Consider the following 25,274-nt stretch of genomic DNA (forward strand, 5'->3'; position numbering starts at 1 on the left):
CTATGACTTTCCGTGAGTTACGGACTCTGTAATACGCATTGCGTTCCTTCACCCCCGTCTTGACAGAAGCGCCAATGACGCCCCCGACGGAAAAGTGCTTATAATGCCCAGCGATTTTTTCCGCTTTTTACTGCCAGCGCGGATGGCTCTGTGTGTAACCGCAGCCCCGTGCCAAATTCATTCTTTGCCCTGGATGTCCAAAAGCCTTGATTCGTCTGCTGAAATTTTTCGGTTGGTCCATCGTCGCCGTTTTCTGCGGACTGCTCTTAGGTCTCAGCGGCGCCTTTCTTTACCTTAGTCCGGGTTTGCCGTCTGTGGAGGCGCTGAGAAGCATTCAGTTGCAGATTCCTCTGCGCGTATACAGCAGCGACAACAAGTTGATCGCAGAATTTGGCGAAATGCGCCGTACACCGATTCGTTTCGCCGACATTCCGCCCAACTTCATCAATGCGTTACTAAGTGCTGAAGACGACAATTTTGCCAACCACTATGGCGTCGACCCGAGCAGCCTGATGCGCGCGGCGACGCAACTGGTCAAGAGCGGGCATATTCAGTCCGGCGGCAGCACCATCACCATGCAGGTGGCGAAGAACTTCTTCCTCACCAGCGAGCGCAGCTTCTCGCGCAAAACCACCGAAATTCTTCTGGCCCTGCAGATCGAGCGACAGCTGACCAAGGACGAGATTCTTGAGCTGTACGTCAACAAGATCTACCTGGGCAACCGCGCCTACGGCATCGAGGCGGCGGCGCAGGTGTATTACGGCAAATCGATCCGTGACATCAGCCTGGCGCAGATGGCGATGATCGCCGGTCTGCCAAAAGCACCGTCGCGTTTCAACCCGCTGGCCAACCCGGCGCGCAGCAAAGAACGCCGCGACTGGATCCTCGGGCGCATGTATAAGCTGGGCAAGATCAGCGAAGCCGACTACACCGCGGCGATCAACGAGCCGCTGAACGCCAGCTACCACGTGCCGACCCCGGAAGTGAACGCACCGTACATCGCCGAAATGGCCCGTGCCGAAATGGTCGGCCGTTATGGCAGCGACGCCTACACCGAAGGCTTCCGTGTCACCACCACGGTGCCAAGCAATCTGCAGGAAATGGCCAACACCGCGCTGCACGAAGGCTTGATGACCTACGACCAGCGCCACGGCTACCGTGGCCCCGAGTCGCGCCTGCCGGGCAAGACCCGCGAAGCCTGGGCCAGCGAGCTGACCAAGCAGCGCACCATCAGCAGCCTCGAACCTGCGATCGTCACCCAGGTCGATAAAACCGGCCTGCAGGTGTTGACCCGCACCGGTGAAGAGCACGTAGCCTGGGACACGATGAAATGGGCGCGACCGTTCCTCAACACCAACAGCATGGGCGCCAACCCGCGCCAGCCGTCGGATGTGGCGCAGGTCGGTGATTTGATCCGCGTGCAGCGCCAGACGGACAATTCGCTGAAATTCAGCCAGATACCACAGGCTCAGGGCGCACTGGTGTCGCTGGATCCGCAAAACGGTGCGATCCGTTCGCTGGTGGGTGGCTTCGCTTTCGAGCAGAGCAACTACAACCGCGCCATGCAGGCCAAGCGTCAGCCGGGTTCGAGCTTCAAGCCATTCGTTTACAGCGCCGCGCTGGATAACGGCTACACCGCTGCCAGCCTGGTCAACGATGCGCCGATCGTGTTCGTCGACGAGTACCTGGACAAGGTCTGGCGCCCGAAGAACGACACCAACACCTTCCTCGGCCCGATCCGCCTGCGTGAAGCGCTGTACAAGTCGCGCAACCTGGTGTCGATCCGCCTGTTGCAGGCCATGGGCGTGGGCAAGACCATCGACTACATCACCCGCTTCGGCTTCAACAAGCAGGACCTGCCGCCGAACCTGTCGCTGGCACTCGGCACCGCAACGCTGACGCCGATGGAAATCGCCACTGGCTGGAGCACCTTTGCCAACGGTGGCTACAAGATCACCCCGTACATCATCGACAAGATCGAAAGCCGTAACGGTGACACTTTGTTCGTCGCCAACCCGCCGACCGTGCCACAGGGTGGCGCGGCGACCGACGGTATCGCTGCGCCGGCTACCGAGTCGTTCACGGTCAATGCCGCTCCGGTTGCCGGTGAAGCGTCGGCCAATCCGGCAGTGCCGCAAGCGCCGGCCGTGGCCGAACGGATTGTCGATGGACGTACCACCTACATCCTCAACAGCATGCTGCAGGACGTAATCAAACTCGGCACCGGCCGGCGCGCACTGGCCATGGGCCGCAGTGACATCGCGGGCAAGACCGGTACCACCAACGAATCGAAAGATGCCTGGTTCTCTGGCTACAACGCTGATTACGTAACCACGGTGTGGACTGGTTTCGACCAACCGGAAAGCCTCGGACGCCGTGAGTTCGGCGGTACTGTGGCGCTGCCAATATGGATGAATTACATGTCGGCCGCGCTGAAAGACAAGCCGCCGCATGTGCAGCCTGAGCCAGAAGGCTTGCTCAGCCTGCGGGTAGACCCGATCAGCGGCCGTGCAGCAACACCGAGCACACCGGGGGCGTACTTCGAACTGTTCAAGGCCGAAGACACGCCGCCATCGGTGAACGAGCTGGGCAACGGCGCCGTACCGGGCAGCCCGCTGCCGGCGGATGAACAGGCGCCGATCGATTTGTTCTGATCCTGATGCCGCAAAAAGGCCCCGTCTTCGTGAGAAGTGCGGGGCTTTTTATTACCCGAAGATCAAAAGCCCCTCACCCTAACCCTCTCCCAGAGGGGAGAGGGGACTTACCGAGTTGTCTGGGGTCAAACACCGACCTGAAAGTGTGGTGTCGATTATGGATTCAAAACCATACATTCAGGTCGGCGTAGCTCCCAAGCGTCCCCCAATCAGTCCCCTCTCCCTCTGGGAGAGGGTTAGGGTGAGGGGCTCTTGATCTTCAGGCATAAAAAAGCCCCGACTCTCACGAGCCGGGGCTTTTGTTTGACACGCTACAACGACTTAGCCGTTGAACACGTCATCCACGCTTTTCAGCGGGTAGTTCTTCGGATACGGCAGGGTGGCCACGCCGGTCTCGATCGCAGCCTTGGCCACGGCGTCGGAGATCAGGGTGATCAGGCGCTTGTCCATTGGCTTCGGAATGATGTACTCACGGCCGAATTCCAGCGGAGCACCGCCGTAGGCATCGCACACGTCCTGTGGAACAGGCAGTTTGGCCAGTTCGCGCAGGGCGTTGGCGGCGGCGACTTTCATTTCTTCGTTGATGCGCTTGGCGCGAACGTCCAGGGCACCACGGAAGATGAACGGGAAGCCCAGTACGTTGTTGACCTGATTCGGGTAGTCCGAACGGCCGGTTGCCATGATCACATCGCTACGGGTGGCGTGCGCCAGTTCCGGGGAGATTTCCGGATCCGGGTTGGAGCAGGCGAACACGATCGGGTTGGCCGCCATCGAGAGCAGGCCTTCGGCGCTCAGCAGGTTCGGACCGGACAGACCGACGAATACGTCAGCGCCTGCCAGTGCGTCTGCCAGGGTGCGCTTCTCGGTAGCGTGGGCGAACACGGCTTTGTACTGGTTCAGGTCGTCACGGCCGGAGTGGATCACGCCGGTACGGTCAACCATGAAGATGTTTTCGATGCGAGCGCCCATGCTCACCAGCAGTTTCATGCAGGAGATGGCGGCAGCGCCGGCGCCGAGGCAGACGATTTTTGCTTCCGGCAGGGTTTTGCCAGCGATTTCCAGGGCGTTGATCATGCCGGCAGCGGTCACGATTGCGGTGCCATGCTGGTCATCGTGGAACACCGGAATGTCGCACTGCTCGATCAGAGCGCGTTCGATCTCAAAGCACTCTGGCGCCTTGATGTCTTCCAGGTTGATGCCACCGAAGGTGATGGAGATGCGCTTGACGGTGTCGATGAAGGCTTGCGGGCTTTCCGAGTCGACTTCGATGTCGAATACGTCGATGCCGGCGAAGCGCTTGAACAGCACGCCCTTGCCTTCCATCACAGGCTTGGAAGCCAACGGGCCGAGGTTGCCCAGGCCGAGAATCGCGGTGCCATCGGAAATGACTGCCACCAGGTTGCCCTTGCCGGTGTATTTGTAGGCCAGTTCAGGATCGCGAGCGATCTCGCGTACTGGTTCAGCTACGCCGGGGCTGTAGGCCAGCGACAGGTCGCGGGCGGTAGCAGTGGCCTTGGTGAGCTCGACACTCAGCTTCCCCGGACGAGGATTGGCGTGGTATTCGAGAGCGGCAGTTTTCAGATCAGACATTTTGGCATTCCGCTTTTTTACTGTTGGACAGACTGGTCAGCGAGGATACGCGCCTCGCAAAGTCCCCACAAGACTGGGCAGTCACCGCTGTCAAGCGCCCTGCCCTACGACTTTGGGCCAAGAGCCACGGCGCACAAGGGCTGGACTGTTCACAATCAGCTGTAAAAATGTCTACAATTTTTCTTCAACGCGGTACGTGCAGCATCGAAGGATCGGTCAACGGCAACAACCAGCGCGCCTGACCCTTTTGCAATCCACCGCGCCGGGATCGGTCAACCACCCAGCCACGCGCCTCGATCTGCCTGCCTTTCAGTGCTTCCAGATCAGCACTGTCAAATCGTCCGAGCAGATTGGGTGCAACCCGCAATACAACCCTGTCCTGCAACTCGATCCAGATTCCGCCGCGATTGCGCTGCACCTTGCTCACCCGACCGCTGACTACGGCAAAGCCTGAACGCTGGATCTCCTGCGCTTTCCGCACCGGCGATTGCCGCCAGAGACCAACCCCGGCCTGTCGAGCGCTGCGTTCGGCGGCCTGCTGGCAGGCGACCAGGTCGACATTCGGCGCGACCGCAACGTGAAAACCCAGGCCATCGGCAAGCATTTGCGCTTCGAGATTCACTCCGCTGGCGCTGTAAACATGCGCGAGCGTACGGCCGTAATGGTCTTTCGCCTGCTTGCCGGGCCGCAAGCCGACCCGGCCGCCGCTGTCATCGACCAGCGCTTGCAGGCGTTTACGCGCCGCCACGGCGAAGGGTTCGTCGCTGCGGCCCTGCTTGCCCAGCTCCGGCGTATTGAGGCCGATCATGCGCACATTGCGCCCGTCGTTCAGGCGCAGGGTGTCGCCATCGACCACCCGCTGCACGGAGACGCTGGTCAGCCCTGCGGGTGTCGGGCAGAACGCCTGGGCGGCGGACAGCCAAATCGCAGACACAAAAAAGGCGCCCGCAAGGGACGCCTTTTTCATCAGTCTGGAGAAGTCGAAACGACCATCCAAAATGATCAGCCTCAGGCTTTTTTGCCGACGCCGAAAGTAGCGAAACGGTCTGCGAACTTCTGCACACGGCCGCCGGTGTCCAGAGTCTTCTGCTTACCGGTGTAGAACGGGTGGCATTCGTTGCAAACGTCGATCGCCAGGGCTTTGCCGTAGGTCGAACGAGTTTCGAACTTGTTACCGCAGCTGCAGGTAACAGCAATTTCCGGGTAGTTCGGATGGATATCGGCTTTCATGGTGTCTTCCTCAGGCTAGCGTGCCGCCACCCAACACTATTGTTGAATACCGCACGTAATTAGGCCGCGGATTCTACCAGACCTTTTCAATCGCGCAAGCTGTCACCGAGACCGACCGTCTGCTAGGCTCCCGGCCTTGAACGCACTTCCCTGTGGGAGCGAGCCTGCTCGCGAAGGCGCCATGGCAGTCGACACATGTGTTGCCTGACCCACCGCCTTCGCGAGCAGGCTCGCTCCCACAGGTCATGCATATCCGATCATTTTGCGTATCGAGATCCCCCCGCGTGCCCGACGCCATTTTGCGCCTTGCCCTGCCTTCGCCTCTGCGCCGCCTGTTCGATTACCGGGCGCCGGCCGGGGTGCGGCGTGAGCAATTGCAGCCGGGCATGCGCTTGCGGGTGCCGTTCGGTCGGCGCGAGATGATCGGGATTCTGGTCGAGGTCACCGACACCAGCGAGGTGCCGGCAGAAAAACTCAAACCGGCACTGGCCCTCCTCGACTCGACTTCACCGCTGCCGCCGGCGCTGTTCAAGCTGTGCCTGTGGACGGCGCAGTATTATCAGCACAGCCTCGGCGACACCTTGAACTGGGCCTTGCCAGTGCTGCTGCGTCAGGGCGAGCTGGCCGAAGCCCGCCAGGAACGCTTCTGGTCGGTGGCCCCCGGCGCCAGCGTCGATGACCCGCGAGTGGCCCGTGCGCCACGCCAGCGCGAGGCGCTGACCACGCTGGCCCAGCACCCCCACGGCGTCGCCCATCAGTTGTTGAGCAAACTGATGCTGAGCAAGGACAGCCTCGATCTGCTGCTGGCCAAGGGGCTGGTGCAGGTCGAAATCCGCCGCCACGCCCCCGGCGCTCGCCATGAACATTGGCTGGCGCAACCGGAGCTGCCGCTCAACAGCGAACAACGCGCGGCGTATGAAGCGATTCGCGCCGGTTTCGACAGTTATCACGCGTTTCTCCTGGCCGGCGTCACCGGCAGCGGCAAGACCGAAGTCTATCTGCAACTGATCCGCGAAACCCTCGAAGCCGGCAAACAGGCACTGGTGCTGATCCCGGAAATCAACCTCGGCCCGCAGACCCTGGCGCGTTTCGAACAGCGTTTCAATGCGCGCATCGCCCTGCTGCATTCGGCAGTGAATGATCGCGAACGCCTCGACGCGTGGCTCGCCGCCCGTGATGGCGAGGCCGATATTATTATCGGCACCCGCTCGGCGCTGTTCACGCCAATGAAAAATCCCGGGCTGATCATCATCGATGAAGAGCACGACGGCTCCTATAAACAGCAGGAAGGTCTGCGCTACCACGCTCGCGATCTGGCACTGGTACGCGCGCGGCAGGAAAACATCCCGATCGTGCTCGGCTCCGCCACGCCGTCGCTGGAAAGTCTGCATAACGCTTACACCGGTCGCTATGGCCTGTTGCGCCTGAACGAACGCGCCGGCGGCGCCAAGCAACCGCGCTTCCTGCGGCTGGACGTGAAAAGCCGTCCGCTCGACAGCGGTATTTCCGGGCCGATGCAGCAAGCCATCGGCCAGACCCTCGCCAACGGCCAGCAGGTGCTGGTGTTCCTCAACCGTCGCGGCTTTGCCCCGACCCTGCTCTGCCACGATTGCGGCTGGATGTCCGAGTGCTCGCGCTGCGATGCGCGCATGACCGTGCATCAACGTTACGGCGAGTTGCGCTGCCACCACTGCGGCAACGTCGAGCGCACGCCGCGCCAGTGCCCGAAGTGCAGCAAGGTCGATCTGCGCCCCGTCGGCGCCGGCACCGAACGCGCCGAAGAACGCCTGGCGATTCTGTTCCCGGATTACCCGGTACTGCGCGTCGATCGCGACAGCACCTCGCGCAAGGACGCGATGAATCAGCTGTTTGCGACGATTCAAAAGGGTCAGCCGTGCATTCTGGTCGGCACGCAGATGTTGGCCAAAGGGCACCATTTCCCCCGGGTGACGCTGGTATCGATTCTGGATGCCGACGGTGGCCTGTTTTCCGGCGACTTCCGCGCCAGCGAGCGCATGGCGCAGTTGATCGTCCAGGTCGCCGGGCGCGCCGGCCGGGCTGAGGAGCCGGGCAGGGTGATCATCCAGACGCATTTGGCCGACCATCCTTTATTGGTGCAACTGACCGAGCAGGGTTATTTCGCCTTCGCCGAACAAGCCTTGAGCGAGCGCCGCGCGGCCGGGTTGCCGCCGTTTGCCCATCTGGCGCTGCTGCGCGCCGAAGCGCACAAGCCGGGGCAGGCGGAAGGCTTTCTCGATGAAGCGTGCAGCGCGGCCGAACGCTTGCTGGCCGAATTGAATCTGAGCGGCATCGAGTTGCTCGGGCCGGTGCCGGCGCCGATGGAGCGCCGAGCCGGGCGTTATCGCGCCCAGCTGTTGTTACAGGCGACCGCGCGGGCACCGCTGCACCGCTTGCTGGCGAGCTGGATGCTGGTGCTGGAGCAGATGCCGAGTGGGCGGGCAGTGCGCTGGTCGCTGGATGTTGATCCCGTCGACTTGTACTGATTGATCGATTGCTATCGCTGGCAAGCCAGCTCCCACAGGGACTGCGCCGCTCTTGTGGGAGCTGGCTTGCCAGCGATAACGGTCGAATTGTCACCACAAATCCATAAGCTGCCTGCTAAGGTTGGCAAGCCCGTCTTCGCAACGGATAATGCCCAGTTTTTCCACCCGCGCATCGATGCGCCCGCCGCGCTTGCGGTCGAAAGAGAAGACCATGAAAGACACCATTCGCCAGCTGATCCAGCAAGCCCTCACCCAACTCGTCAACGAAGGTGTGTTGCCTGAAGGCCTGACGCCGGCGATCCAGGTGGAGAACGCCCGCGACAAGACCCACGGCGACTTCGCCAGCAACATCGCCATGATGCTGGCCAAGCCGGCCGGCATGAAGCCACGGGATCTGGCGGAGAAAATCATCGCCGCCCTGCCCTCTGACGAGAACGTCACCAAGGCCGAAATCGCCGGCCCGGGCTTCATCAATTTCTTCCAGAACACCCAGGCACTGGCCTCGCGCCTCGACGCCGCACTGGCCGACGCCCATGTCGGCGTGCGCAAGGCCGGCCCGGCGCAACGCACCGTGGTCGACCTGTCGGCGCCGAACCTGGCCAAGGAGATGCACGTCGGCCACTTGCGCTCGACCATCATCGGCGACGGCGTGGCCCGCGTGCTTGAGTTCCTCGGCGACGAAGTGATCCGCCAGAACCACGTCGGCGACTGGGGCACCCAGTTCGGCATGTTGATGGCGTACCTGCAGGAAAACCCGATCACCAGCGACGAATTGTCCGATCTGGAAAACTTCTACCGTGCGGCCAAGCAGCGTTTCGACGAGTCCGAAGAATTCGCCGATCGCGCGCGTGGCCTGGTGGTCAAGTTGCAGGCTGGCGATGCCGAATGCCTGGCACTGTGGACCAAGTTCAAGGACATCTCGCTGTCGCACTGCCAGAAGATCTACGAACTGCTCAACGTCAAACTGACCATGGCCGACGTGATGGGCGAAAGCGCCTACAACGACGACCTGATCAACGTGGTCAACGACCTGAAAGCAGCGGGCATGCTGGTCGAGAGCAACGGCGCCCAGTGCGTGTTCCTCGACGAGTTCAAGAACGCCGATGGCGACCCGCTGCCGGTGATCATCGTCAAGGCCGATGGCGGTTACCTGTACGCCACCACTGACCTGGCGGCCGTGCGCTACCGCAGCGGCAAGCTCAAGGCTGATCGCGCGTTGTATTTCGTCGACCAGCGCCAGGCCCTGCACTTTCAGCAGGTCTTCGCGGTGGCGCGCAAGGCCGGTTTCGTCACCCATCCGATGGAAATGGAACACATGGGGTTCGGTACCATGAACGGCGCCGATGGCCGTCCGTTCAAGACCCGTGATGGCGGCACCGTGAAGCTGATCGACCTGCTGACCGAAGCCCAGGAACGTGCCTACAACCTGGTGAAAGAGAAGAACCCGACCCTGGCCGAAGACGAGTTGCGCAACATCGCCAAGGTCGTCGGCATCGGCGCGGTGAAATACGCCGACCTGTCCAAGCATCGCACCAGCGACTACAGCTTCAACTTCGACCTGATGCTCAATTTCGAAGGCAACACCGCGCCGTATCTGCTGTACGCCTACACCCGTGTGGCCGGTGTGTTCCGCAAACTGGGCAAGGACTTCAGCGAAGTCGACGGCCAGATCGTCCTCGAAGCGGCGCACGAGCAGGAGCTGGCGGCGAAGCTGGCGCAGTTCGGCGAAGTGCTGAACAACGTGGCTGAAAAAGGCACGCCGCACATTCTCTGCACCTACCTGTACGACGTCGCCGGCCTGTTCTCCAGCTTCTACGAGAACTGCCCGATCCTCGCCGCCGACACCCCGGCGCAGATGCAGAGCCGTCTGCGTCTGGCCGCACTGACCGGTCGCACCCTCAAGCAAGGCCTGGAGCTGTTGGGTCTGGAAACTCTGGAGCGTATGTAAGTTGGCTGCCAAGAAAAAACCTGCACCCAAACGCGGCGCCAGCCGCTATCAGGCCCCGGCGAAACAACCGATTCCGGGCTGGCTGTGGATGGCCATCGGCCTGACCGTCGGCGCGTTCATCGTGTTTCTGATGAAACTGGAACCGGGCAAGGGCAGCGACACGGTCAAGCGCGAGAAGGTCGAACAGCAGCAGAAAGCGTCAAAGATCGCCGAGGCCAACAAGACCCCGCCGAGCCCGACGCAACCGGTGAAACCGAAGTACGACTTCTACACCCTGCTGCCGGAATCGGAAGTGATCGTGCCGCCGGACGCGGTACCGGAGAAGACCCTGCCGACGCCGCAAGTGCCGGCCGTCCCGACCACGCCGGTAACCCCGGCCGAAGCGGCGAAGATCGACACCGCACGGGCTCAAGCGGCTTTGGCCGGGATCACGCCGCCGCCAGCGCCACCGGTGAGCAAGGCCGCGCCAGTGACCAAGTTCTTCCTCCAGGCCGGTTCGTTCCGCAAGGAAACCGATGCCGACAAGGTTCGCGCGCAGATCATTCTGCTCGGCCAAGCCGTGGCGGTGGAGTCCGGCACGGTCAAGGATGAAACCTGGTATCGCGTGCTGGTCGGCCCGTTCAGCAACCGTGAACAACTGACCACGGCGCAGAAACAACTGGCTGGTGCCGGCTTCAGCAACCTGTTGTTACAACAACGCCAGAGCCGCTAAGGCTCTCAGAGGTCAGCTGCAACTTGCAGGTGACCTTCAAACTTTGTGGTGAGGGGATTTACCCCCGTTTGGCTGCGAAGCAGCCCTGAAACCAGCCATTGCGGTGCAGCAGGCATACCGCAAATGATGGTTTAGCGACTGCTCCGCAGCCGAACGGGGATAAATCCCCTCGCCACAGTCATCACACACACCATTCGTCTCCCATCGTCCCTGCCGGTTGAAATCCCCTCCAGCACCCCCATATGAATGGGCATAAGGCATTTTCGCCCCGCTGCGTGGAGACTCTTCCCTTGACCACCATCGTTTCAGTCCGCCGCCACGGCAAAGTCGTCATGGGCGGCGACGGCCAGGTTTCTCTCGGCAACACCGTGATGAAAGGCAACGCCAAAAAAGTCCGTCGCCTGTACCACGGCCAGGTCATCGCCGGTTTCGCCGGTGCCACCGCCGACGCCTTCACCCTGTTCGAACGTTTCGAAGGCCAGCTCGAAAAACATCAGGGTCACCTGATCCGCGCCGCCGTCGAACTCGCCAAAGAATGGCGCACCGACCGCTCCCTGAGCCGCCTCGAAGCGATGCTCGCGGTCGCCAACAAGGACGCCTCGCTGATCATCACCGGCAACGGTGACGTGGTCGAACCCGAAGATGGCCTGATCGCCATGGGTTCCGGCGGCGCCTACGCGCAAGCCGCCGCCAGCGCCCTGCTGAAAAAGACCGACCTGTCGGCGCGCGAGATCGTCGAAACCGCTCTCGGCATCGCCGGCGACATCTGTGTATTCACCAACCACACCCAGACCATTGAGGAGCAGGATCTCGCTGAGTAAGCCTGTTGCGGCCCGTGTGCCACGGCTTGTTTCTGCTTGAGGACCGTCAATTATTATGTCCATGACTCCCCGCGAAATCGTCCACGAACTCAACCGCCATATCATCGGCCAGGACGATGCCAAGCGCGCCGTCGCGATTGCCCTGCGCAACCGCTGGCGCCGCATGCAGCTGCCTGAAGAGCTGCGCGTTGAGGTGACCCCGAAGAACATCCTGATGATCGGCCCGACCGGTGTCGGTAAAACCGAGATCGCCCGTCGCCTGGCGAAACTGGCCAATGCGCCGTTCATCAAGGTCGAAGCGACCAAATTCACCGAAGTTGGTTATGTCGGCCGTGACGTCGAGTCGATCATTCGTGATCTGGCCGATGCCGCGATCAAAATGCTCCGCGAACAGGAAATGACCCGCGTACGTCACCGGGCCGAAGACGCCGCCGAGGATCGCATCCTCGACGCGTTGCTGCCGCCAGCACGCATGGGCTTCAGCAACGAAGAAGCGCCGAGCTCCGATTCCAACACCCGTCAGCTGTTCCGCAAGCGCCTGCGCGAAGGCCAGCTGGACGACAAGGAAATCGAAATCGAAGTCGCCGAAGTCTCCGGCATCGAAATCGCCACGCCGCCAGGCATGGAAGAGATGACCAACCAGCTGCAATCGCTGTTTGCCAACATGGGCAAGGGCAAGAAGAAGTCGCGCAAGCTCAAGGTCAAGGAAGCGCTGAAACTGGTGCGCGATGAAGAAGCCGGGCGTCTGGTCAACGAAGAAGAACTGAAGGCCAAGGCGCTGGAAGCGGTCGAACAGCACGGTATCGTCTTCATCGACGAGATCGACAAGGTCGCCAAGCGCGGCAATGTCGGCGGCGCCGATGTCTCCCGTGAAGGCGTACAGCGCGACCTGCTGCCGCTGATCGAAGGCTGCACCGTCAACACCAAGCTGGGCATGGTCAAGACTGACCACATCCTGTTCATCGCTTCCGGTGCGTTCCACCTGAGCAAGCCGAGCGATCTGGTACCGGAGCTGCAAGGTCGTCTGCCGATCCGCGTCGAGCTCAAGGCGCTGAGCCCGGAAGACTTCGAACGCATCCTCAGCGAACCGCATGCATCGCTCACCGAGCAATACTGCGCGCTGCTGAAAACCGAAGGCCTGAACATCCAGTTCCAGCCCGAGGGCATCAAGCGTCTGGCGGAGATCGCCTGGCAGGTCAACGAGAAAACCGAGAACATCGGTGCCCGTCGCCTGCACACCCTGCTCGAGCGCCTGCTCGAAGAGGTGTCGTTCAGCGCCGGCGACCTCGCCAGCGCCCACGATGACAAGGCGATTCTGATCGACGCCGAATACGTCAACAGCCACCTCGGCGAATTGGCGCAGAACGAAGATCTGTCCCGTTATATCCTGTAAGCCATACTTACAGCGGTAGCGGACCCTGTGGGAGCGAGCCTGCTCGCGAAGAGGTCGTGTCAGGCGGTATCAATGCCGTCTGACCCGCCGCTTTCGCGAGCAGGCTCGCTCCCACATTTGAATCAGGGTCGCCCACACATCGGACGCCAGCCCATGAATCGAATCCCCACCGACATCAAACTGCACAAAGCCTCGAAAACCCTGACGCTCACTTACGCGTCCGGCGAGGAATTCACCCTGCCCGCGGAGTTTCTGCGCGTGCACTCCCCCTCCGCCGAGGTCCAGGGCCACGGCAAACCGATCCTGCAATTCGGCAAGCTCAACGTGGGTCTGAGCAAGCTGGAGCCGGCCGGCAACTACGCACTGAAACTGACCTTCGACGACGGTCATGACAGCGGCCTGTTCACTTGGGAATACCTCTACGAACTCGGCAAACGCCAGAACGAACTCTGGGACGATTATCTTGCCGAGCTGCGCGCGGCCGGAAAATCCCGCGATCCGAACGAGTCGTTCGTCAAGCTGATGCTCTAGGCCGTGGCTCTCGCTCTTTAGAGGGCATTTTCTAACTTCATCTGTTTGAATGCTCCGCGCATATGGCCCCGGATCGGCCGCTTGCGAAAAAAATTAAACTCGGGTAACCAATGGAGCTGGCAAGTTCCCTGCAGTGCTCTACGACTGTAAAGCAGCTATGCAGAATCAACGGTCACCCGAGCAGTAGTACCCGGCATTGGCTGTGGAAGCGACAGCGTGAAACCGGGTACTCGTCTCAGGACAATGGAGCGTCGTAGATGAGTGACAAGAATAACGATGACCTGAAGTACCAAGCCTCGGAAAACACTCTGGGGCTTAACCCCGTCGTCGGGCTGCGCGGAAAGGATCTGCTGGCCTCTGCTCGGATGGTGCTGAAACAGGCCATCCGACAACCGATTCACAGCGTCAGGCACGTGACCCATTTCGGCCTCGAGCTGAAAAACGTGCTGCTGGGTAAGTCCGCGCTGCAACCGGCCGGTGATGACCGCCGTTTCGCCGACCCGGCGTGGAGCCAGAACCCGCTGTACAAACGTTATCTGCAAACCTACCTGGCCTGGCGCAAGGAACTGCATGCCTGGATCGATGACAGCAGCCTGTCCCCCAAGGACATCGCTCGCGGGCATTTCGTCATCAACCTGATGACCGAAGCCATGGCGCCGACCAACACGGCGGCCAACCCGGCGGCGGTAAAACGCTTCTTCGAAACCGGCGGCAAAAGCCTGCTCGATGGTCTCTCGCATCTGGCCAAGGATCTGGTGCACAACGGCGGCATGCCGAGCCAGGTCAACATGGGCGCGTTCGAAGTCGGCAAGAGCCTCGGCGTCACCGAAGGCGCGGTGGTGTTCCGCAATGATGTGCTGGAGCTGATCCAGTACCGGCCGATCACCGAGCAGGTCCACGAACGCCCACTGCTGGTAGTGCCGCCGCAGATCAACAAGTTCTACGTCTTCGACTTGAGCCCGGACAAGAGTCTGGCGCGCTTCTGCCTGCGCAACAATGTGCCGACCTTCATCATCAGCTGGCGCAACCCGACCAAGGCCCAGCGCGAATGGGGCCTGTCTACCTACATCGAAGCGCTGAAAGAAGCCGTCGATGTGGTCACGGCGATCACCGGCAGCAAAGATGTGAACATGCTCGGCGCCTGCTCCGGCGGCATCACCTGCACCGCCCTGCTCGGCCACTACGCTGCGCTCGGCGAGAACAAGGTCAACGCCCTCACCCTGCTGGTCAGCGTGCTCGACACCACCCTGGACAGCGACGTCGCCCTGTTCGTCGATGAGCAGACTCTGGAGACCGCCAAGCGCCACTCCTACCAGGCCGGCGTGCTCGAAGGCAAAGACATGGCCAAGGTCTTCGCCTGGATGCGCCCCAACGATCTGATCTGGAACTACTGGGTCAACAACTACCTGCTCGGCAATGAGCCGCCAGTGTTCGACATTCTGTTCTGGAACAACGACACCACCCGCCTGCCCGCTGCGTTCCACGGCGACCTGATCGAGATGTTCAAAAACAATCCACTGATCCGCCCCAATGCACTGGAAGTGTGCGGCACGCCGATCGACCTCAAGCAGGTCACCGCCGACATCTTCTCGCTGGCCGGCACCAACGATCACATCACGCCGTGGAAGTCCTGCTACAAGTCGGCGCAGCTGTTCGGCGGCAAAGTTGAATTCGTGCTGTCGAGCAGCGGCCATATCCAGAGCATTCTCAACCCGCCGGGCAATCCGAAATCGCGTTACATGACCAGCGAAGAGATGGCGGCGACTGCCGATGACTGGCAGGAAAACTCGACCAAGCACACCGATTCCTGGTGGCTGTACTGGCAGGCATGGCTGGCCGAGCGCTCGGGCAACCTGAAAAAGGCCCCGACGAAACTGGGCAACAAAGCGTACCCGGCAGGCGAGGCTTCGCCGGGCACTTACGTTCACGAGCGGTAACTGACACCACCCATTGTGGGAGAGGGCCTTGTGGCGAGGGGATTTATCCCCGTTGGGTTGCGAAGCGACCCCGAATCCTGAAACCGTGATTTGTCAGACGCACCGCGGCTACTCGATTCACGACTGCTTCGCAGCCGAACGGGGATAAATCCCCTCACCACAAGGTCCGCTCCTACAGGAATACGGGTCTACTTGAAATCTACAGGGCCTGAAGCATGCCGCAACCGTTCATATTCCGCACCGTCGATCTGGATGGCCAGACCCTTCGCACGGCGGTGCGTCCCGGCAAGCCTCATTTGACGCCTCTGCTGATTTTCAACGGCATCGGCGCCAACCTGGAGCTGGTGTTCCCGTTTGTCGCTGCGCTCGACCCGGATCTGGAAGTGATCGCCTTCGACGTGCCCGGGGTCGGCGGCTCGTCGACGCCGAACCGGCCGTATCGCTTCCCCGGCCTGGCCAAACTGACGGCGCGGATGCTCGACTATCTTGACTACGGTAAGGTCAATGTGATCGGCGTGTCGTGGGGCGGAGCTCTGGCGCAGCAGTTTGCCTACGACTATCCCGAGCGCTGCAAGAAACTGGTACTGGCGGCCACTGCGGCCGGTGCGGTGATGGTGCCGGGCAAACCGAAAGTGCTGTGGATGATGGCCAGCCCGCGCCGCTACATTCAGCCATCCCATGTGATCCGCATCGCGCCGATGATCTACGGCGGCTCGTTCCGTCGCGACCCGACGCTGGCTGCCAGCCATGCGGCGAAAGTGCGCTCGGCGGGCAAGCTCGGTTACTACTGGCAACTGTTCGCCGGCCTCGGCTGGACCAGCATCCACTGGCTGCACAAGATCCATCAGCCGACGCTGGTGCTGGCCGGCGATGACGATCCGCTGATTCCGCTGATCAACATGCGCATGCTCGCCTGGCGCATTCCCAACGCCCAGTTGCACATCATCGATGACGGCCATCTGTTCCTGATTACCCGCGCCGAAGCGGTGGCGCCGATCATCATGAAGTTTCTCGAAGAGGAGCGTCTGCGCGCAGTCATGCACCCGCATCCGACCCCGCTGGGCAGCTGATCGCGGCGGCCTGCTTTATGCAGCACTTTCCAAATCAAGCGCGCGGCAGGACGCCGCGCAGGCAGCAACCGGTTACAGCGTCTATGGTGTTCTGGTTCGGTGAGTGTGTTTTTGCCCTGAAGACGAAGGAGTGTTGAGTCATGCGCGAAAAACCAGCGACGGGCGTGGTGCCCAGCCCCGCCGTGTTTATCAACGCCCAAAGTGCGATCGCCGGTCTGCGTGGCAGGGATCTGCTGTCGACACTGCGCAGCGTCGCCGCCCACGGCTTGCGCAATCCGTTGCACAGCGCAAAGCATGCGCTGAAGCTTGGCGGACAGCTGGGCCGCGTACTGCTCGGCGAAACCCTGCACCCGACCAATCCGCAAGACAGCCGCTTCGCCGATCCGGCCTGGAGCCTAAACCCGTTCTACCGGCGCAGCCTGCAGGCGTATCTGGCCTGGCAGAAACAGGTCAAGAGCTGGATCGATGAAGGCGACATGAGCCCTGAAGATCGTGCCCGTGCGCACTTCGCTTTCACTCTGCTCAATGACGCCGTGGCGCCCTCCAACACCCTGCTCAATCCGCTGGCGGTCAAGGAGCTGTTCAATTCCGGCGGGCAGAGTCTGGTGCGTGGCCTGAGCCATCTGTTCGATGATCTGTTGCACAACGACGGCCTGCCACGGCAAGTGACCAGGCAGGCGTTCGAGGTCGGCAAAACCGTAGCGACCACCACTGGGGCTGTGGTGTTTCGCAATGAAATGTTCGAGTTGATCCAGTACAAATCGATGAGCGAAAAGCAGTACGCCAAGCCCTTGCTGGTGGTGCCGCCGCAAATCAACAAGTACTACATCTTCGATCTGAGCCCGCAGAACAGCTTCGTCCAGTACGCCCTGAAAAACAGCCTGCAGACCTTCATGATCAGCTGGCGCAACCCTGATGTGCGCCATCGCGAGTGGGGCCTGTCGAGTTACGTCGAAGCGGTCGAAGAAGCGATGAACGTCTGCCGGGCGATTACCGGCGCCCGCGAAGTGAACCTGATGGGCGCCTGCGCCGGCGGCCTGACCATTGCCGCCCTGCAAGGGCATTTGCAGGCCAAACGGCAACTGCGCCGGGTCGCCAGCGCGACGTACCTGGTCAGTCTGCTCGACAGCCAGATCGAAACTCCGGCGACGTTGTTTGCCGATGAACAAACACTGGAAGCGGCCAAGCGTCGCTCGTACCAGCGAGGCGTGCTCGACGGTCGCGACATGGCCAAGGTCTTCGCCTGGATGCGCCCCAACGATTTGATCTGGAGCTATTTCGTCAACAACTACTTGCTGGGCAAGGAGCCGCCAGCCTTCGACATCCTCTACTGGAACAACGACAACACGCGCCTGCCGGCGGCGCTGCACGGCGATCTGCTGGACTTCTTCAAGCACAACCCGCTGATCCACGCGGGCGGTCTCGAGGTGTGCGGTACGCCGATCGACCTGCAGAAGGTCAATGTCGACAGCTTCAGCGTCGCCGGCATGAACGACCACATCACGCCGTGGGACGCGGTGTATCGTTCGACCCTGCTGCTCGGTGGCGAACGACGTTTCGTGCTGTCCAACAGCGGCCATGTGCAGAGCATCCTCAACCCGCCGAGCAACCCGAAAGCTGCCTACGTCGAGAACGCCAAACTGAGCAGCGACCCGCGTGCCTGGTACTACGATGCCAGACACGTCGACGGCAGCTGGTGGCCGCAGTGGCTGGAATGGGTCGCCCAGCGCTCCGGCGCCCTGAATGAGACTCGCACCACCCTCGGCAATCCGAACTATCCACCGATGGAAGCAGCACCTGGCACCTATGTGCATGTGCGCTGACGCTCAACCGAAATTTTCTAAGAAGACTGGATGAAAACCCGCGACCGGATCCTCGAATGTGCGCTGCAACTGTTCAACGAAAAGGGTGAACCGAACGTTTCCACCATGGAGGTGGCCAACGAAATGGGGATCAGCCCGGGCAATCTCTACTACCACTTCCACGGTAAGGAACCGCTGATTCTCGGCCTGTTCGAACGCTTCCAGCACGAGCTCGCGCCCCTGCTCGACCCGCCGCCGGACGTGGAGCTTGCACCGGAGGATTACTGGCTGTTTCTGCATTTGATCGTCGAGCGCCTGGCGCAGTATCGGTTCCTGTTCCAGGACCTGTCGAACCTCGCCGGGCGCTTGCCGAAACTGGCCAAGGGGATTCGCAATCTGCTCAATGCGCTGAAGCGCACGCTGGCGTCGTTGCTGGCGCGATTGAAGGCTTCGGGGCAACTGGTCAGCGACACCCAGGCGCTGGGGCAACTGGTCGAGCAGGTGACCATGACGCTGCTGTTCTCGCTGGATTACCAGCGGATTCTGGATCGTGAGGGCGAGGTCAGGTTGGTGGTTTATCAGATCATGATGCTGGTGGCGCCGCATTTGCTGCCGCCAGTGAAGGTGGCGACAGAGCGGATGGCGCTGCAATACCTTGAGGATCACGACTGACCCGAAAAGCCCCTCACCCTAACCCTCTCCCGGAGGGGAGAGGGGACTGATTGGGGGATGTTCGCGAGCTACGCCGACCTGAGCGAGCTTCTTTGAATCGATAATCGACTCGATTTGTTCAGGTCGACGTATGACGCAGGACACCTCGGTCGGCTCCCTCTCCTTGGGGAGAGGGCTGGGGTGAGGGGCCGCTTGGAATGCACAAACAAAAACGCCCGACCTTCACAGGCCGGGCGTTTTTGATTTGCCCTGAAATCAGGACTGACTGGATGGCGTCGACGGTGTCGATGCTGCAGTCGGAGTAGCGGCTGCCGTAGGTGCCGCAGCGGAGTTTGCCGCGTTGGCCGGAGCTGTTGGAGCAGTCGATGGTGCGGCGGCCGGTTTCGGCGCAGCGGCTTTCGGCGCGGCCGGTTTTTTCACTGCTGGCTTTTTCGCCGCAGCCGGTTTGGCCGCAGGCTTCGCAGCGGGTTTGGCGGCAGCAGTTTTCGCTGCTGGCTTGGCCGCTGGTTTCGCTGCAGCTTTAGCCGCAGGTTTTGCTGCTGCTTTGGTTGCCGGTTTGGCAGCGGCCTTGGCGGCAACCGGTTTGGCTGCCGCTTTGGCCGCAGGCTTGGCGGCCGCAGTTTTGGTCGCAGCTTTCGCAGCCGGTTTTGCTGCCGCTTTGGTCAGTGGCTTGGCTGCGGTTTTCGCCGCAGGTTTGGCCGCTGCAGTTTTACTGGCAGGTTTCGCCGCAGCGGTTTTCGCCGCCACAGGCTGAGCTTTCAGACCGGTGAGTTTTTCAATCTGCCTGGTCAGCGTATCGACCTTGGCGTTGAGCGCCTTGACCTCATTGCGGCTCGGCACACCCAGGCGCGAAATCGCGCTGTTCAGGCGCTTGTCGAAAGCCCCTTCCAGCTCGTCCCACTTGCCCAGTGCGCGATCTTTCACGCCGCTGATACGCGACTTGGCCGAGGAGGTCGAGTCCTCGACTTTCTTGCCGACGGCAGTCTTGGTGAGCTTCTCGGCTTTCTCGCCGTCTTTGACCAATGCATCGAAGAGTTTGCTGCCGTCAGTGTCGATCTTCGAGTACACGCCTAAACCAGCCAGCCAGATTTTGCGGGAGTAGGACTCGACCTTCCCGACCCACGAGCTGCTTTCTTTATCGGTGTTCTTTTTGCCAGCCATCCCGTTCTCCTTAAGATTTTCGCGCGACGCGTTCGAGCAATGCCGTCAGCTCATCGAGCTTAGCAGAGAGTGCCTCAACGTCATGTTTAGACGGAATGCCGATCCGATTCAAGGCGCTGGCCACACGGTTGTCGAAGGCCTTCTCGACCTTGTCGAGCTGAACTTCAACGCGACCCTTGAACGAGCTGACCTGAGTGGCCGCGTCATCGATCTCGGCGTTGGCCGCATGGAGTTTTTCGCTGACGGCTTTTTTGCCTTTCTTTTCAACAGTTTGACCGGCGGCTACGAGCTCTTGAAAGTACTCGCTGCCCTCTTGGCCGACCTTAGTGTAGGCGCCCAGGCCTGCCAGCCAGATCTTGCGGGCATAGGATTTGACGTCGCTCAGAGTGGAAGTCGGAGCGTCGATTTTTTTCTTCAAAATGACTTTGGCCATGGTGCACCTCACGCGCAGAAGGTTTGAGGAACTGCCGGACGAGTGTCGGGCTCAGGCACAAAGTAGGGAGAAAAATTAGAAAGGGCACCCTAACCAGCGGGAGCATCACTAAACAAATGTGGGAGCGAGCCTGCTCGCGAATGCGTCATATCAGCCAACATTTCAGTCAACTGATACACCGCTTTCGCGAGCAGGCTCGCTCCCACAGGGGACTGGATTTCAACCTGGAAATCAGGCGAGGGCTTTATCCAACGCCTTCTCGATCTCGGCTTTGATCATGCCGCTCATGGCCGACATCATCAGGCCCAGTTCGACGTCGACCCTGATCGAATCGTCCGCCACATGCACTTCGCCTTTCACGCCGGAGCGCTTGAGGTTCAGGGTGTCGCCTGACCATTGCGGCTCCAAGCCGTATTGTTCATTGAGCTTTGTGGCCAGTTTGTCGGCCTTTTCGCGGGCGGCTTCCTTGCCCAGGGTGTGGGCGCGCTCAACACTGATTTTGGCCATGGAATGACTCCTGATGATTGAATGGCTTACGTTGAATCTTGACCGCATCTGCGGCAAATCGTCCCGAAGGTTGCCCATCTTACCTTTAGCCATTCCAAGACAAAGCATGGCTTGGGGATTAGAATGTCGCGCATTCTCTTTTGGTGACAGCGATATGACTGATCAGCGCAAAGGCAGCGATGCCGAACCCACCACTCACTTCGGCTTCAAAAACGTTCCGGAAAGCCAGAAAGCGGAAAAAGTCGCTGAGGTTTTCCATTCCGTAGCCGCGAAATACGACCTGATGAACGACCTTCTGTCGGGCGGCATGCACCGTCTGTGGAAGCGTTTCGCGATCGAGCTTTCCGGCGTGCGCAGCGGCAACCGCGTGCTCGACATCGCTGGTGGCACCGGCGACCTGACCCGCAAGTTCTCGAACCTCGTCGGCCCGACCGGCCAGGTCGTGCTGGCCGACATCAACGAGTCGATGCTCAAGGTCGGCCGTGATCGTCTGCTCGATCTGGGCGTTGCCGGCAACGTCGAATTCGTCCAGGCCGACGCGGAAAAACTGCCATTCCCGGACAACCATTTCGACTGCGTGACCATCGCCTTCGGCCTGCGCAACGTGACGCACAAAGAGGACGCGTTGCGTTCGATGCTGCGCGTGCTCAAGCCTGGCGGCCGCCTGCTGGTGCTGGAATTCTCCAAGCCGACCAACGCGCTGATGTCGAAAGCCTACGACGCCTACTCGTTCGCCTTCATGCCGCTGATGGGCAAGCTGATCACCAATGACTCGGAAAGCTATCGCTACCTGGCCGAATCGATCCGCATGCACCCGAATCAGGAAACCCTGAAGTCGATGATGGTCGAGGCCGGTTTCGACCGCGTGACCTATCACAACATGACCGCAGGCATCGTCGCCCTGCACCGCGGCATCAAACCCTGATGTTGCTCACCGGGCTGCTCGCCAGCGTCGAACTCGGCCTCAACCGGGTGCTGCGTCTTGACAGCACGGCGCTGCCGCGCCTGGCGCATCTGACCGGCAAGGTGATTGCCGTCGACTGCCGCAGCCCGGCGCTGCAACTGTTCATACTGCCCAGTGACGAAGGCCTGATGCTCGCCTCGCAGTGGGCAGCGGATGTCGATTGCACGTTGCGTGCACCGGCCTCAAGCCTGCTGAAACTGGCCCTGAGCAAGGACAAGACCGCCGTGCTGCACGCTCCGGAAGTCGAGCTCGATGGCGACAGCGGTGTGTTGCTGGAGCTGGCCGGCGTGCTGCAAAACCTCGAGCTGGACTGGGAGTACGAACTCTCGCGCTGGCTCGGTCCGGTCGCAACGCAATTGCTCGGTGGCCATCTGCGCAGCCGCGCACGCTGGTATCAACAAGGATTTGCCAGCCTCAACCAGAATCTTGCCGAATACCTCGCCGAAGAATCGCGCACCCTTGTCGGGCAGCGTGAAGCCGAAGCGCGGTTCAGCGAACTGGACCGGATCAAACTTGATCTGGAACGACTCGAGGCGCGTTTCGAGCGCCTTTCCCGATCCCTCGACCCAAGCGATAACGCATGAAGCTGCTTGCCGTCCGCCGTCTGTTGCGCATCCAGCGCGTCGTGATCCGCTACCGCCTCGATGACCTGCTGTTCGATCTGCCGCTGCCCTGGTTCCTTCTGGCCGTGCGCTTTTTGCTGCCGTGGCGCTGGCTGCCCCGCAAGCCGCTGGAACTCAATCGTGGTGCGCGCTTGCGTCTGGCGTTGCAGGATCTGGGGCCGATTTTCATCAAGTTCGGGCAGATTCTTTCGACCCGCCGCGACTTGCTGCCGGAAGACATCGCCGATGAGCTGATGCTGCTGCAGGACCGCGTGCCGCCGTTCGATTCGCAAGTGTCGATCAAGCTGATCGAAGAACAGCTGGGCAAGAAAATCAGCGAAGTGTTCAGCCGTTTCGACGTCGCCCCGCTGGCCTCGGCCTCGGTAGCGCAGGTGCATGCGGCGCAGCTCAAAAGCGGCGAAGAAGTCGTGGTCAAGGTCATTCGCCCAGGCCTGAAACCGATCATCGCGCAGGATCTGGCGTGGCTGTTCATCCTCGCCCGCGCCGCCGAGAAGTTCTCTGCTGACGCGCGCCTGCTGCACCCGGTCGATGTGGTGCAGGACTACGAAAAAACCATTTACGACGAACTCGATCTGTTGCGCGAGGCGGCCAACGCCAGCCAGTTGCGCCGCAACTTCGAAGGCTCGCAGCTGCTGTACGTGCCGCAAGTCTATTGGGACTGGTGCCGGCCGAAAGTGCTGGTCATGGAGCGCATTTACGGCATTCAGGTCACCGATCTGGCGACCCTCGCTGACCAGCGCACCGACATGAAAATGCTCGCCGAGCGTGGCGTGGAGATTTTCTTCACTCAAGTGTTCCGCGACAGCTTCTTCCACGCCGACATGCACCCGGGCAACATTTTCGTCAGCACCGTCAATCCGTGGAGCCCGCAATACATCGCGATCGACTGCGGCATCGTCGGCAGCCTGACCCCGGAAGACCAGGACTATCTGGCGCGCAACCTGTTCGCCTTCTTCAAGCGTGACTACCGTCGTGTGGCGCAACTGCACATCGACTCGGGCTGGGTGCCGGCGGAAACCAAACTCAACGAATTCGAAGCGGCGATCCGTACGGTGTGCGAACCGATCTTCGAAAAACCGTTAAAAGATATTTCATTTGGCCAGGTGCTGATGCGCCTGTTCCAGACCGCACGCCGCTTCAACATGGAAGTGCAGCCGCAACTGGTGCTGTTGCAGAAGACCTTGCTGAACATCGAAGGCCTCGGTCGTCAGTTGTATCCGGATCTGGATCTGTGGAACACCGCGCAGCCGTTTCTCGAGCGCTGGATGCGCGAACGCGTCAGCCCGAAAGCCTTGCTGGGCAACGTGCAGAGCCAGCTGGAGCAGATTCCGCACCTGTCGAACATGGCCCGCGATCTGCTCGAACGCATGTCGCAACCCCACGCCAAAGACCCTCCGCCGCCGTGGCACAAACGCAAGGACGACTGGTTCCTGCGCCTGCTCGGCTGCGCGCATCTGGCCGGCGGCGCGATCCTCGCAGCGGGTGGTCCGTTGACCGAGTGGGCGCACTGGCCCGCCGGAATCATGATCGCGGTCGGTTTGTATCTGGTCGTTCGCCGATAGCACGATTGAGCTGCAAGTTATAAGCTGCCAGCTTCAAGCTTGACGCTACAGGCACGCCGCAACGTGCGTTTACTTGCAGCTCGAAGCTCATGGCTTGCTGCTGCTTTTCGAGATTTGACGATGAAAAACTGGCTGGACGAGATCAAGTGGGATGCTGACGGCCTGGTGCCGGCGATTGCCCAGGATCACAAGACCGGGCGCGTATTGATGATGGCCTGGATGAACCGCGAAGCGCTGGAACTGACCGCTGCGGAGAATCGTGCAATCTACTGGTCACGTTCCCGTGGCAAGCTGTGGCGCAAGGGCGAAGAGTCCGGCCATGTGCAGACCCTGCATGAAATGCGTCTGGACTGTGACGCCGACGTGATCATCCTGATGGTTGAACAGATCGGCGACATCGCCTGCCACACCGGCCGTCAAAGCTGCTTTTACCGGGTCTTCGAAAACGGCGACTGGAAAACGGTCGACCCGGTACTGAAAGACCCGCACGCTATCTATGCCGCAGGACACACACATGAGTGACACCCTGACCCGCCTCGCTCAGGTACTTGAAGAGCGCAAAGGCGCAGCCGCCGACAGTTCGTATGTCGCCAGCCTGTATCACAAGGGGCTGAACAAGATTCTGGAGAAAGTCGGCGAAGAGTCGGTCGAAACCATTATTGCCGCCAAGGATGCCGCCATCAGCGGCGATTGCAGTGATGTGATCTACGAGACCGCCGACCTGTGGTTCCACAGCATGGTCATGCTCGCCCAACTGGGGCAGCATCCGCAGGCCGTGCTGGATGAACTGGACCGTCGCTTCGGCTTGTCCGGACACGTCGAGAAAGCCTCGCGTCCGTCCGCCTGAACAACTTTTAGAGAGGAATCGCCACATGGGCATTTTTGACTGGAAACACTGGGTCGTCATTCTGATTGTCGTGGTGCTGGTGTTCGGTACCAAAAAACTGAAAAACCTCGGCACCGACGTTGGCGAATCGATCAAGGGCTTTCGCAAAGCCATGAACGACGACGAAAAACCGGCCGAGCCGAGCGTGACCCCGCCGGCCCAGCCAGTGCCACCGGTGCAGCCGCAAACCACTGCTCAGGCCAACCCGCCGCACACCATCGATGTGCAGGCGCAGAAAGTCGAAGAGCCGATCCGCAAAGACGTGTGAGCACTG

The 25,274-nt window shown here is 60.9% G+C and carries 24 protein-coding genes; 17 read left to right on the forward strand and 7 right to left on the reverse strand.

The genetic code is table 11. From position 1 onward, the window contains the following. The first annotated feature begins 209 nt into the window (after positions 1 to 209). A complete protein-coding gene (locus tag AB4N48_RS22435; protein ID WP_375123749.1) occupies positions 210 to 2,654 on the forward strand; it encodes a penicillin-binding protein 1A in 2,445 nt (814 codons plus the stop codon). 321 nt (positions 2,655 to 2,975) lie between these two features. Here the strand turns inward: AB4N48_RS22435 and AB4N48_RS22440 are convergent, their stop codons facing one another. From AB4N48_RS22440 to rpmE, 3 genes are all read right to left on the reverse strand, one after another. Further along, entirely contained in the window at positions 2,976 to 4,244 is a 1,269-nt protein-coding gene (locus AB4N48_RS22440; RefSeq protein ID WP_016772053.1) for a malic enzyme-like NAD(P)-binding protein, read from the reverse strand. Positions 4,245 to 4,428: 184 nt separating this feature from the next. Next, positions 4,429 to 5,211: a thermonuclease family protein gene (locus AB4N48_RS22445; RefSeq protein WP_460095575.1), complete on the reverse strand. Its 783-nt coding sequence runs from the start codon at positions 5,209 to 5,211 to the stop codon at positions 4,429 to 4,431. Between the two features lie 41 nt (positions 5,212 to 5,252). Then, positions 5,253 to 5,474 (reverse strand): 50S ribosomal protein L31, encoded by a 222-nt coding sequence (gene rpmE / locus AB4N48_RS22450; protein WP_041477565.1) that lies wholly within the window; start codon positions 5,472 to 5,474, stop codon positions 5,253 to 5,255. Between the two features lie 284 nt (positions 5,475 to 5,758). Here rpmE and AB4N48_RS22455 point away from each other — a divergent pair, with 284 nt between their 5' ends. Further along, a complete protein-coding gene (locus tag AB4N48_RS22455) occupies positions 5,759 to 7,978 on the forward strand; it encodes a primosomal protein N' (RefSeq protein WP_056787322.1) in 2,220 nt (739 codons plus the stop codon). A gap of 90 nt (positions 7,979 to 8,068) precedes the next feature. Here AB4N48_RS22455 and AB4N48_RS22460 read toward each other — a convergent pair whose 3' ends face one another. After that, positions 8,069 to 8,191: a hypothetical protein gene (locus AB4N48_RS22460; protein WP_256674698.1), complete on the reverse strand. Its 123-nt coding sequence runs from the start codon at positions 8,189 to 8,191 to the stop codon at positions 8,069 to 8,071. On the opposite strand from AB4N48_RS22460, the gene argS reads away from it, so the two are divergent. From argS to AB4N48_RS22505, 9 genes are all read left to right on the forward strand, one after another. Next, positions 8,190 to 9,926 carry an arginine--tRNA ligase gene (gene argS, locus AB4N48_RS22465; RefSeq protein ID WP_095181033.1) on the forward strand — a complete coding sequence of 579 codons (1,737 nt, stop codon included), beginning with the start codon at positions 8,190 to 8,192 and terminating at the stop codon, positions 9,924 to 9,926. The two genes, AB4N48_RS22460 and argS, sit on opposite strands and share 2 nt — an antisense overlap. A gap of 1 nt (position 9,927) precedes the next feature. Continuing rightward, on the forward strand, positions 9,928 to 10,638 hold the full coding sequence (locus tag AB4N48_RS22470; protein ID WP_041477562.1) for an SPOR domain-containing protein: 711 nt from the start codon (positions 9,928 to 9,930) through the stop codon (positions 10,636 to 10,638). 290 nt (positions 10,639 to 10,928) lie between these two features. Next, on the forward strand, positions 10,929 to 11,459 hold the full coding sequence (gene hslV, locus AB4N48_RS22475; protein ID WP_007968352.1) for an ATP-dependent protease subunit HslV: 531 nt from the start codon (positions 10,929 to 10,931) through the stop codon (positions 11,457 to 11,459). 55 nt (positions 11,460 to 11,514) lie between these two features. Continuing rightward, entirely contained in the window at positions 11,515 to 12,852 is a 1,338-nt protein-coding gene (gene hslU / locus AB4N48_RS22480; RefSeq protein ID WP_122693250.1) for an ATP-dependent protease ATPase subunit HslU, read from the forward strand. Positions 12,853 to 13,005: 153 nt separating this feature from the next. After that, positions 13,006 to 13,383 carry a gamma-butyrobetaine hydroxylase family protein gene (locus tag AB4N48_RS22485; protein ID WP_133337328.1) on the forward strand — a complete coding sequence of 126 codons (378 nt, stop codon included), beginning with the start codon at positions 13,006 to 13,008 and terminating at the stop codon, positions 13,381 to 13,383. Between the two features lie 257 nt (positions 13,384 to 13,640). Next, positions 13,641 to 15,320 carry a class II poly(R)-hydroxyalkanoic acid synthase gene (gene phaC / locus AB4N48_RS22490; protein ID WP_041477559.1) on the forward strand — a complete coding sequence of 560 codons (1,680 nt, stop codon included), beginning with the start codon at positions 13,641 to 13,643 and terminating at the stop codon, positions 15,318 to 15,320. Positions 15,321 to 15,535: 215 nt separating this feature from the next. Next, positions 15,536 to 16,390 (forward strand): poly(3-hydroxyalkanoate) depolymerase, encoded by an 855-nt coding sequence (phaZ, locus tag AB4N48_RS22495; RefSeq protein WP_252877283.1) that lies wholly within the window; start codon positions 15,536 to 15,538, stop codon positions 16,388 to 16,390. A gap of 140 nt (positions 16,391 to 16,530) precedes the next feature. Next, positions 16,531 to 18,213, forward strand: coding sequence for a class II poly(R)-hydroxyalkanoic acid synthase (gene phaC, locus AB4N48_RS22500; protein WP_460094336.1), 1,683 nt, complete (start codon positions 16,531 to 16,533; stop codon positions 18,211 to 18,213). A gap of 30 nt (positions 18,214 to 18,243) precedes the next feature. Beyond that, the gene (locus AB4N48_RS22505) at positions 18,244 to 18,864 is read left to right on the forward strand and encodes a TetR/AcrR family transcriptional regulator (protein WP_024011259.1); all 621 of its coding nucleotides are present in this window, start codon (positions 18,244 to 18,246) and stop codon (positions 18,862 to 18,864) included. 255 nt (positions 18,865 to 19,119) lie between these two features. On the opposite strand, the gene AB4N48_RS22510 is transcribed toward AB4N48_RS22505, so the two are convergent. From AB4N48_RS22510 to AB4N48_RS22520, 3 genes are all read right to left on the reverse strand, one after another. Further along, entirely contained in the window at positions 19,120 to 20,025 is a 906-nt protein-coding gene (locus tag AB4N48_RS22510; RefSeq protein ID WP_460066105.1) for a phasin family protein, read from the reverse strand. Between the two features lie 10 nt (positions 20,026 to 20,035). Further along, positions 20,036 to 20,458, reverse strand: coding sequence for a phasin family protein (locus tag AB4N48_RS22515; RefSeq protein WP_076565216.1), 423 nt, complete (start codon positions 20,456 to 20,458; stop codon positions 20,036 to 20,038). Positions 20,459 to 20,689: 231 nt separating this feature from the next. Continuing rightward, a complete protein-coding gene (locus AB4N48_RS22520) occupies positions 20,690 to 20,965 on the reverse strand; it encodes a polyhydroxyalkanoic acid system family protein (RefSeq protein WP_150638023.1) in 276 nt (91 codons plus the stop codon). Positions 20,966 to 21,119: 154 nt separating this feature from the next. Here AB4N48_RS22520 and ubiE point away from each other — a divergent pair, with 154 nt between their 5' ends. From ubiE to AB4N48_RS22550, 6 genes are all read left to right on the forward strand, one after another. Then, positions 21,120 to 21,890, forward strand: coding sequence for a bifunctional demethylmenaquinone methyltransferase/2-methoxy-6-polyprenyl-1,4-benzoquinol methylase UbiE (gene ubiE / locus AB4N48_RS22525; protein ID WP_016772069.1), 771 nt, complete (start codon positions 21,120 to 21,122; stop codon positions 21,888 to 21,890). Beyond that, a complete protein-coding gene (locus AB4N48_RS22530) occupies positions 21,890 to 22,513 on the forward strand; it encodes a ubiquinone biosynthesis accessory factor UbiJ (protein ID WP_056787305.1) in 624 nt (207 codons plus the stop codon). The genes ubiE and AB4N48_RS22530 overlap by 1 nt, the downstream gene beginning before the upstream one ends. Then, complete coding sequence (ubiB, locus tag AB4N48_RS22535) at positions 22,510 to 24,114, forward strand: ubiquinone biosynthesis regulatory protein kinase UbiB (protein WP_150741728.1); 1,605 nt, start codon at positions 22,510 to 22,512, stop codon at positions 24,112 to 24,114. The genes AB4N48_RS22530 and ubiB overlap by 4 nt, the downstream gene beginning before the upstream one ends. A 120-nt stretch (positions 24,115 to 24,234) precedes the next feature. Then, on the forward strand, positions 24,235 to 24,636 hold the full coding sequence (gene hisI / locus AB4N48_RS22540) for a phosphoribosyl-AMP cyclohydrolase (RefSeq protein ID WP_460094337.1): 402 nt from the start codon (positions 24,235 to 24,237) through the stop codon (positions 24,634 to 24,636). Then, entirely contained in the window at positions 24,629 to 24,961 is a 333-nt protein-coding gene (locus tag AB4N48_RS22545) for a phosphoribosyl-ATP diphosphatase (protein ID WP_003220849.1), read from the forward strand. Before hisI ends, AB4N48_RS22545 begins: the two co-directional genes overlap by 8 nt. Positions 24,962 to 24,986: 25 nt before the next feature. After that, positions 24,987 to 25,268 (forward strand): twin-arginine translocase TatA/TatE family subunit, encoded by a 282-nt coding sequence (locus AB4N48_RS22550; RefSeq protein WP_016772073.1) that lies wholly within the window; start codon positions 24,987 to 24,989, stop codon positions 25,266 to 25,268. The last annotated feature ends 6 nt before the right edge of the window (positions 25,269 to 25,274 follow it).

The sequence above is a fragment of the Pseudomonas sp. S2_C11 genome, assembly GCF_054668395.1.

Bases quoted from the DNA above. Each gene is read 5' to 3' on its own strand.
- AB4N48_RS22510 (WP_460066105.1), bottom strand. From the start codon at position 20,025: ATGGCTGGCAAAAAGAACACCGATAAAGAAAGCAGCTCGTGGGTCGGG.
- AB4N48_RS22550 (WP_016772073.1), top strand. From the start codon at position 24,987: ATGGGCATTTTTGACTGGAAACACTGGGTCGTCATTCTGATTGTCGTG.
- ubiE (WP_016772069.1), top strand. From the start codon at position 21,120: ATGACTGATCAGCGCAAAGGCAGCGATGCCGAACCCACCACTCACTTC.
- AB4N48_RS22445 (WP_460095575.1), bottom strand. From the start codon at position 5,211: ATGAAAAAGGCGTCCCTTGCGGGCGCCTTTTTTGTGTCTGCGATTTGG.
- phaZ (WP_252877283.1), top strand. From the start codon at position 15,536: ATGCCGCAACCGTTCATATTCCGCACCGTCGATCTGGATGGCCAGACC.
- AB4N48_RS22460 (WP_256674698.1), bottom strand. From the start codon at position 8,191: ATGGTCTTCTCTTTCGACCGCAAGCGCGGCGGGCGCATCGATGCGCGG.
- AB4N48_RS22530 (WP_056787305.1), top strand. From the start codon at position 21,890: ATGTTGCTCACCGGGCTGCTCGCCAGCGTCGAACTCGGCCTCAACCGG.
- AB4N48_RS22485 (WP_133337328.1), top strand. From the start codon at position 13,006: ATGAATCGAATCCCCACCGACATCAAACTGCACAAAGCCTCGAAAACC.
- AB4N48_RS22545 (WP_003220849.1), top strand. From the start codon at position 24,629: ATGAGTGACACCCTGACCCGCCTCGCTCAGGTACTTGAAGAGCGCAAA.
- AB4N48_RS22440 (WP_016772053.1), bottom strand. From the start codon at position 4,244: ATGTCTGATCTGAAAACTGCCGCTCTCGAATACCACGCCAATCCTCGT.
- argS (WP_095181033.1), top strand. From the start codon at position 8,190: ATGAAAGACACCATTCGCCAGCTGATCCAGCAAGCCCTCACCCAACTC.
- hisI (WP_460094337.1), top strand. From the start codon at position 24,235: ATGAAAAACTGGCTGGACGAGATCAAGTGGGATGCTGACGGCCTGGTG.
- AB4N48_RS22520 (WP_150638023.1), bottom strand. From the start codon at position 20,965: ATGGCCAAAATCAGTGTTGAGCGCGCCCACACCCTGGGCAAGGAAGCC.
- phaC (WP_460094336.1), top strand. From the start codon at position 16,531: ATGCGCGAAAAACCAGCGACGGGCGTGGTGCCCAGCCCCGCCGTGTTT.
- AB4N48_RS22505 (WP_024011259.1), top strand. From the start codon at position 18,244: ATGAAAACCCGCGACCGGATCCTCGAATGTGCGCTGCAACTGTTCAAC.
- AB4N48_RS22515 (WP_076565216.1), bottom strand. From the start codon at position 20,458: ATGGCCAAAGTCATTTTGAAGAAAAAAATCGACGCTCCGACTTCCACT.
- hslU (WP_122693250.1), top strand. From the start codon at position 11,515: ATGTCCATGACTCCCCGCGAAATCGTCCACGAACTCAACCGCCATATC.
- phaC (WP_041477559.1), top strand. From the start codon at position 13,641: ATGAGTGACAAGAATAACGATGACCTGAAGTACCAAGCCTCGGAAAAC.
- ubiB (WP_150741728.1), top strand. From the start codon at position 22,510: ATGAAGCTGCTTGCCGTCCGCCGTCTGTTGCGCATCCAGCGCGTCGTG.
- rpmE (WP_041477565.1), bottom strand. From the start codon at position 5,474: ATGAAAGCCGATATCCATCCGAACTACCCGGAAATTGCTGTTACCTGC.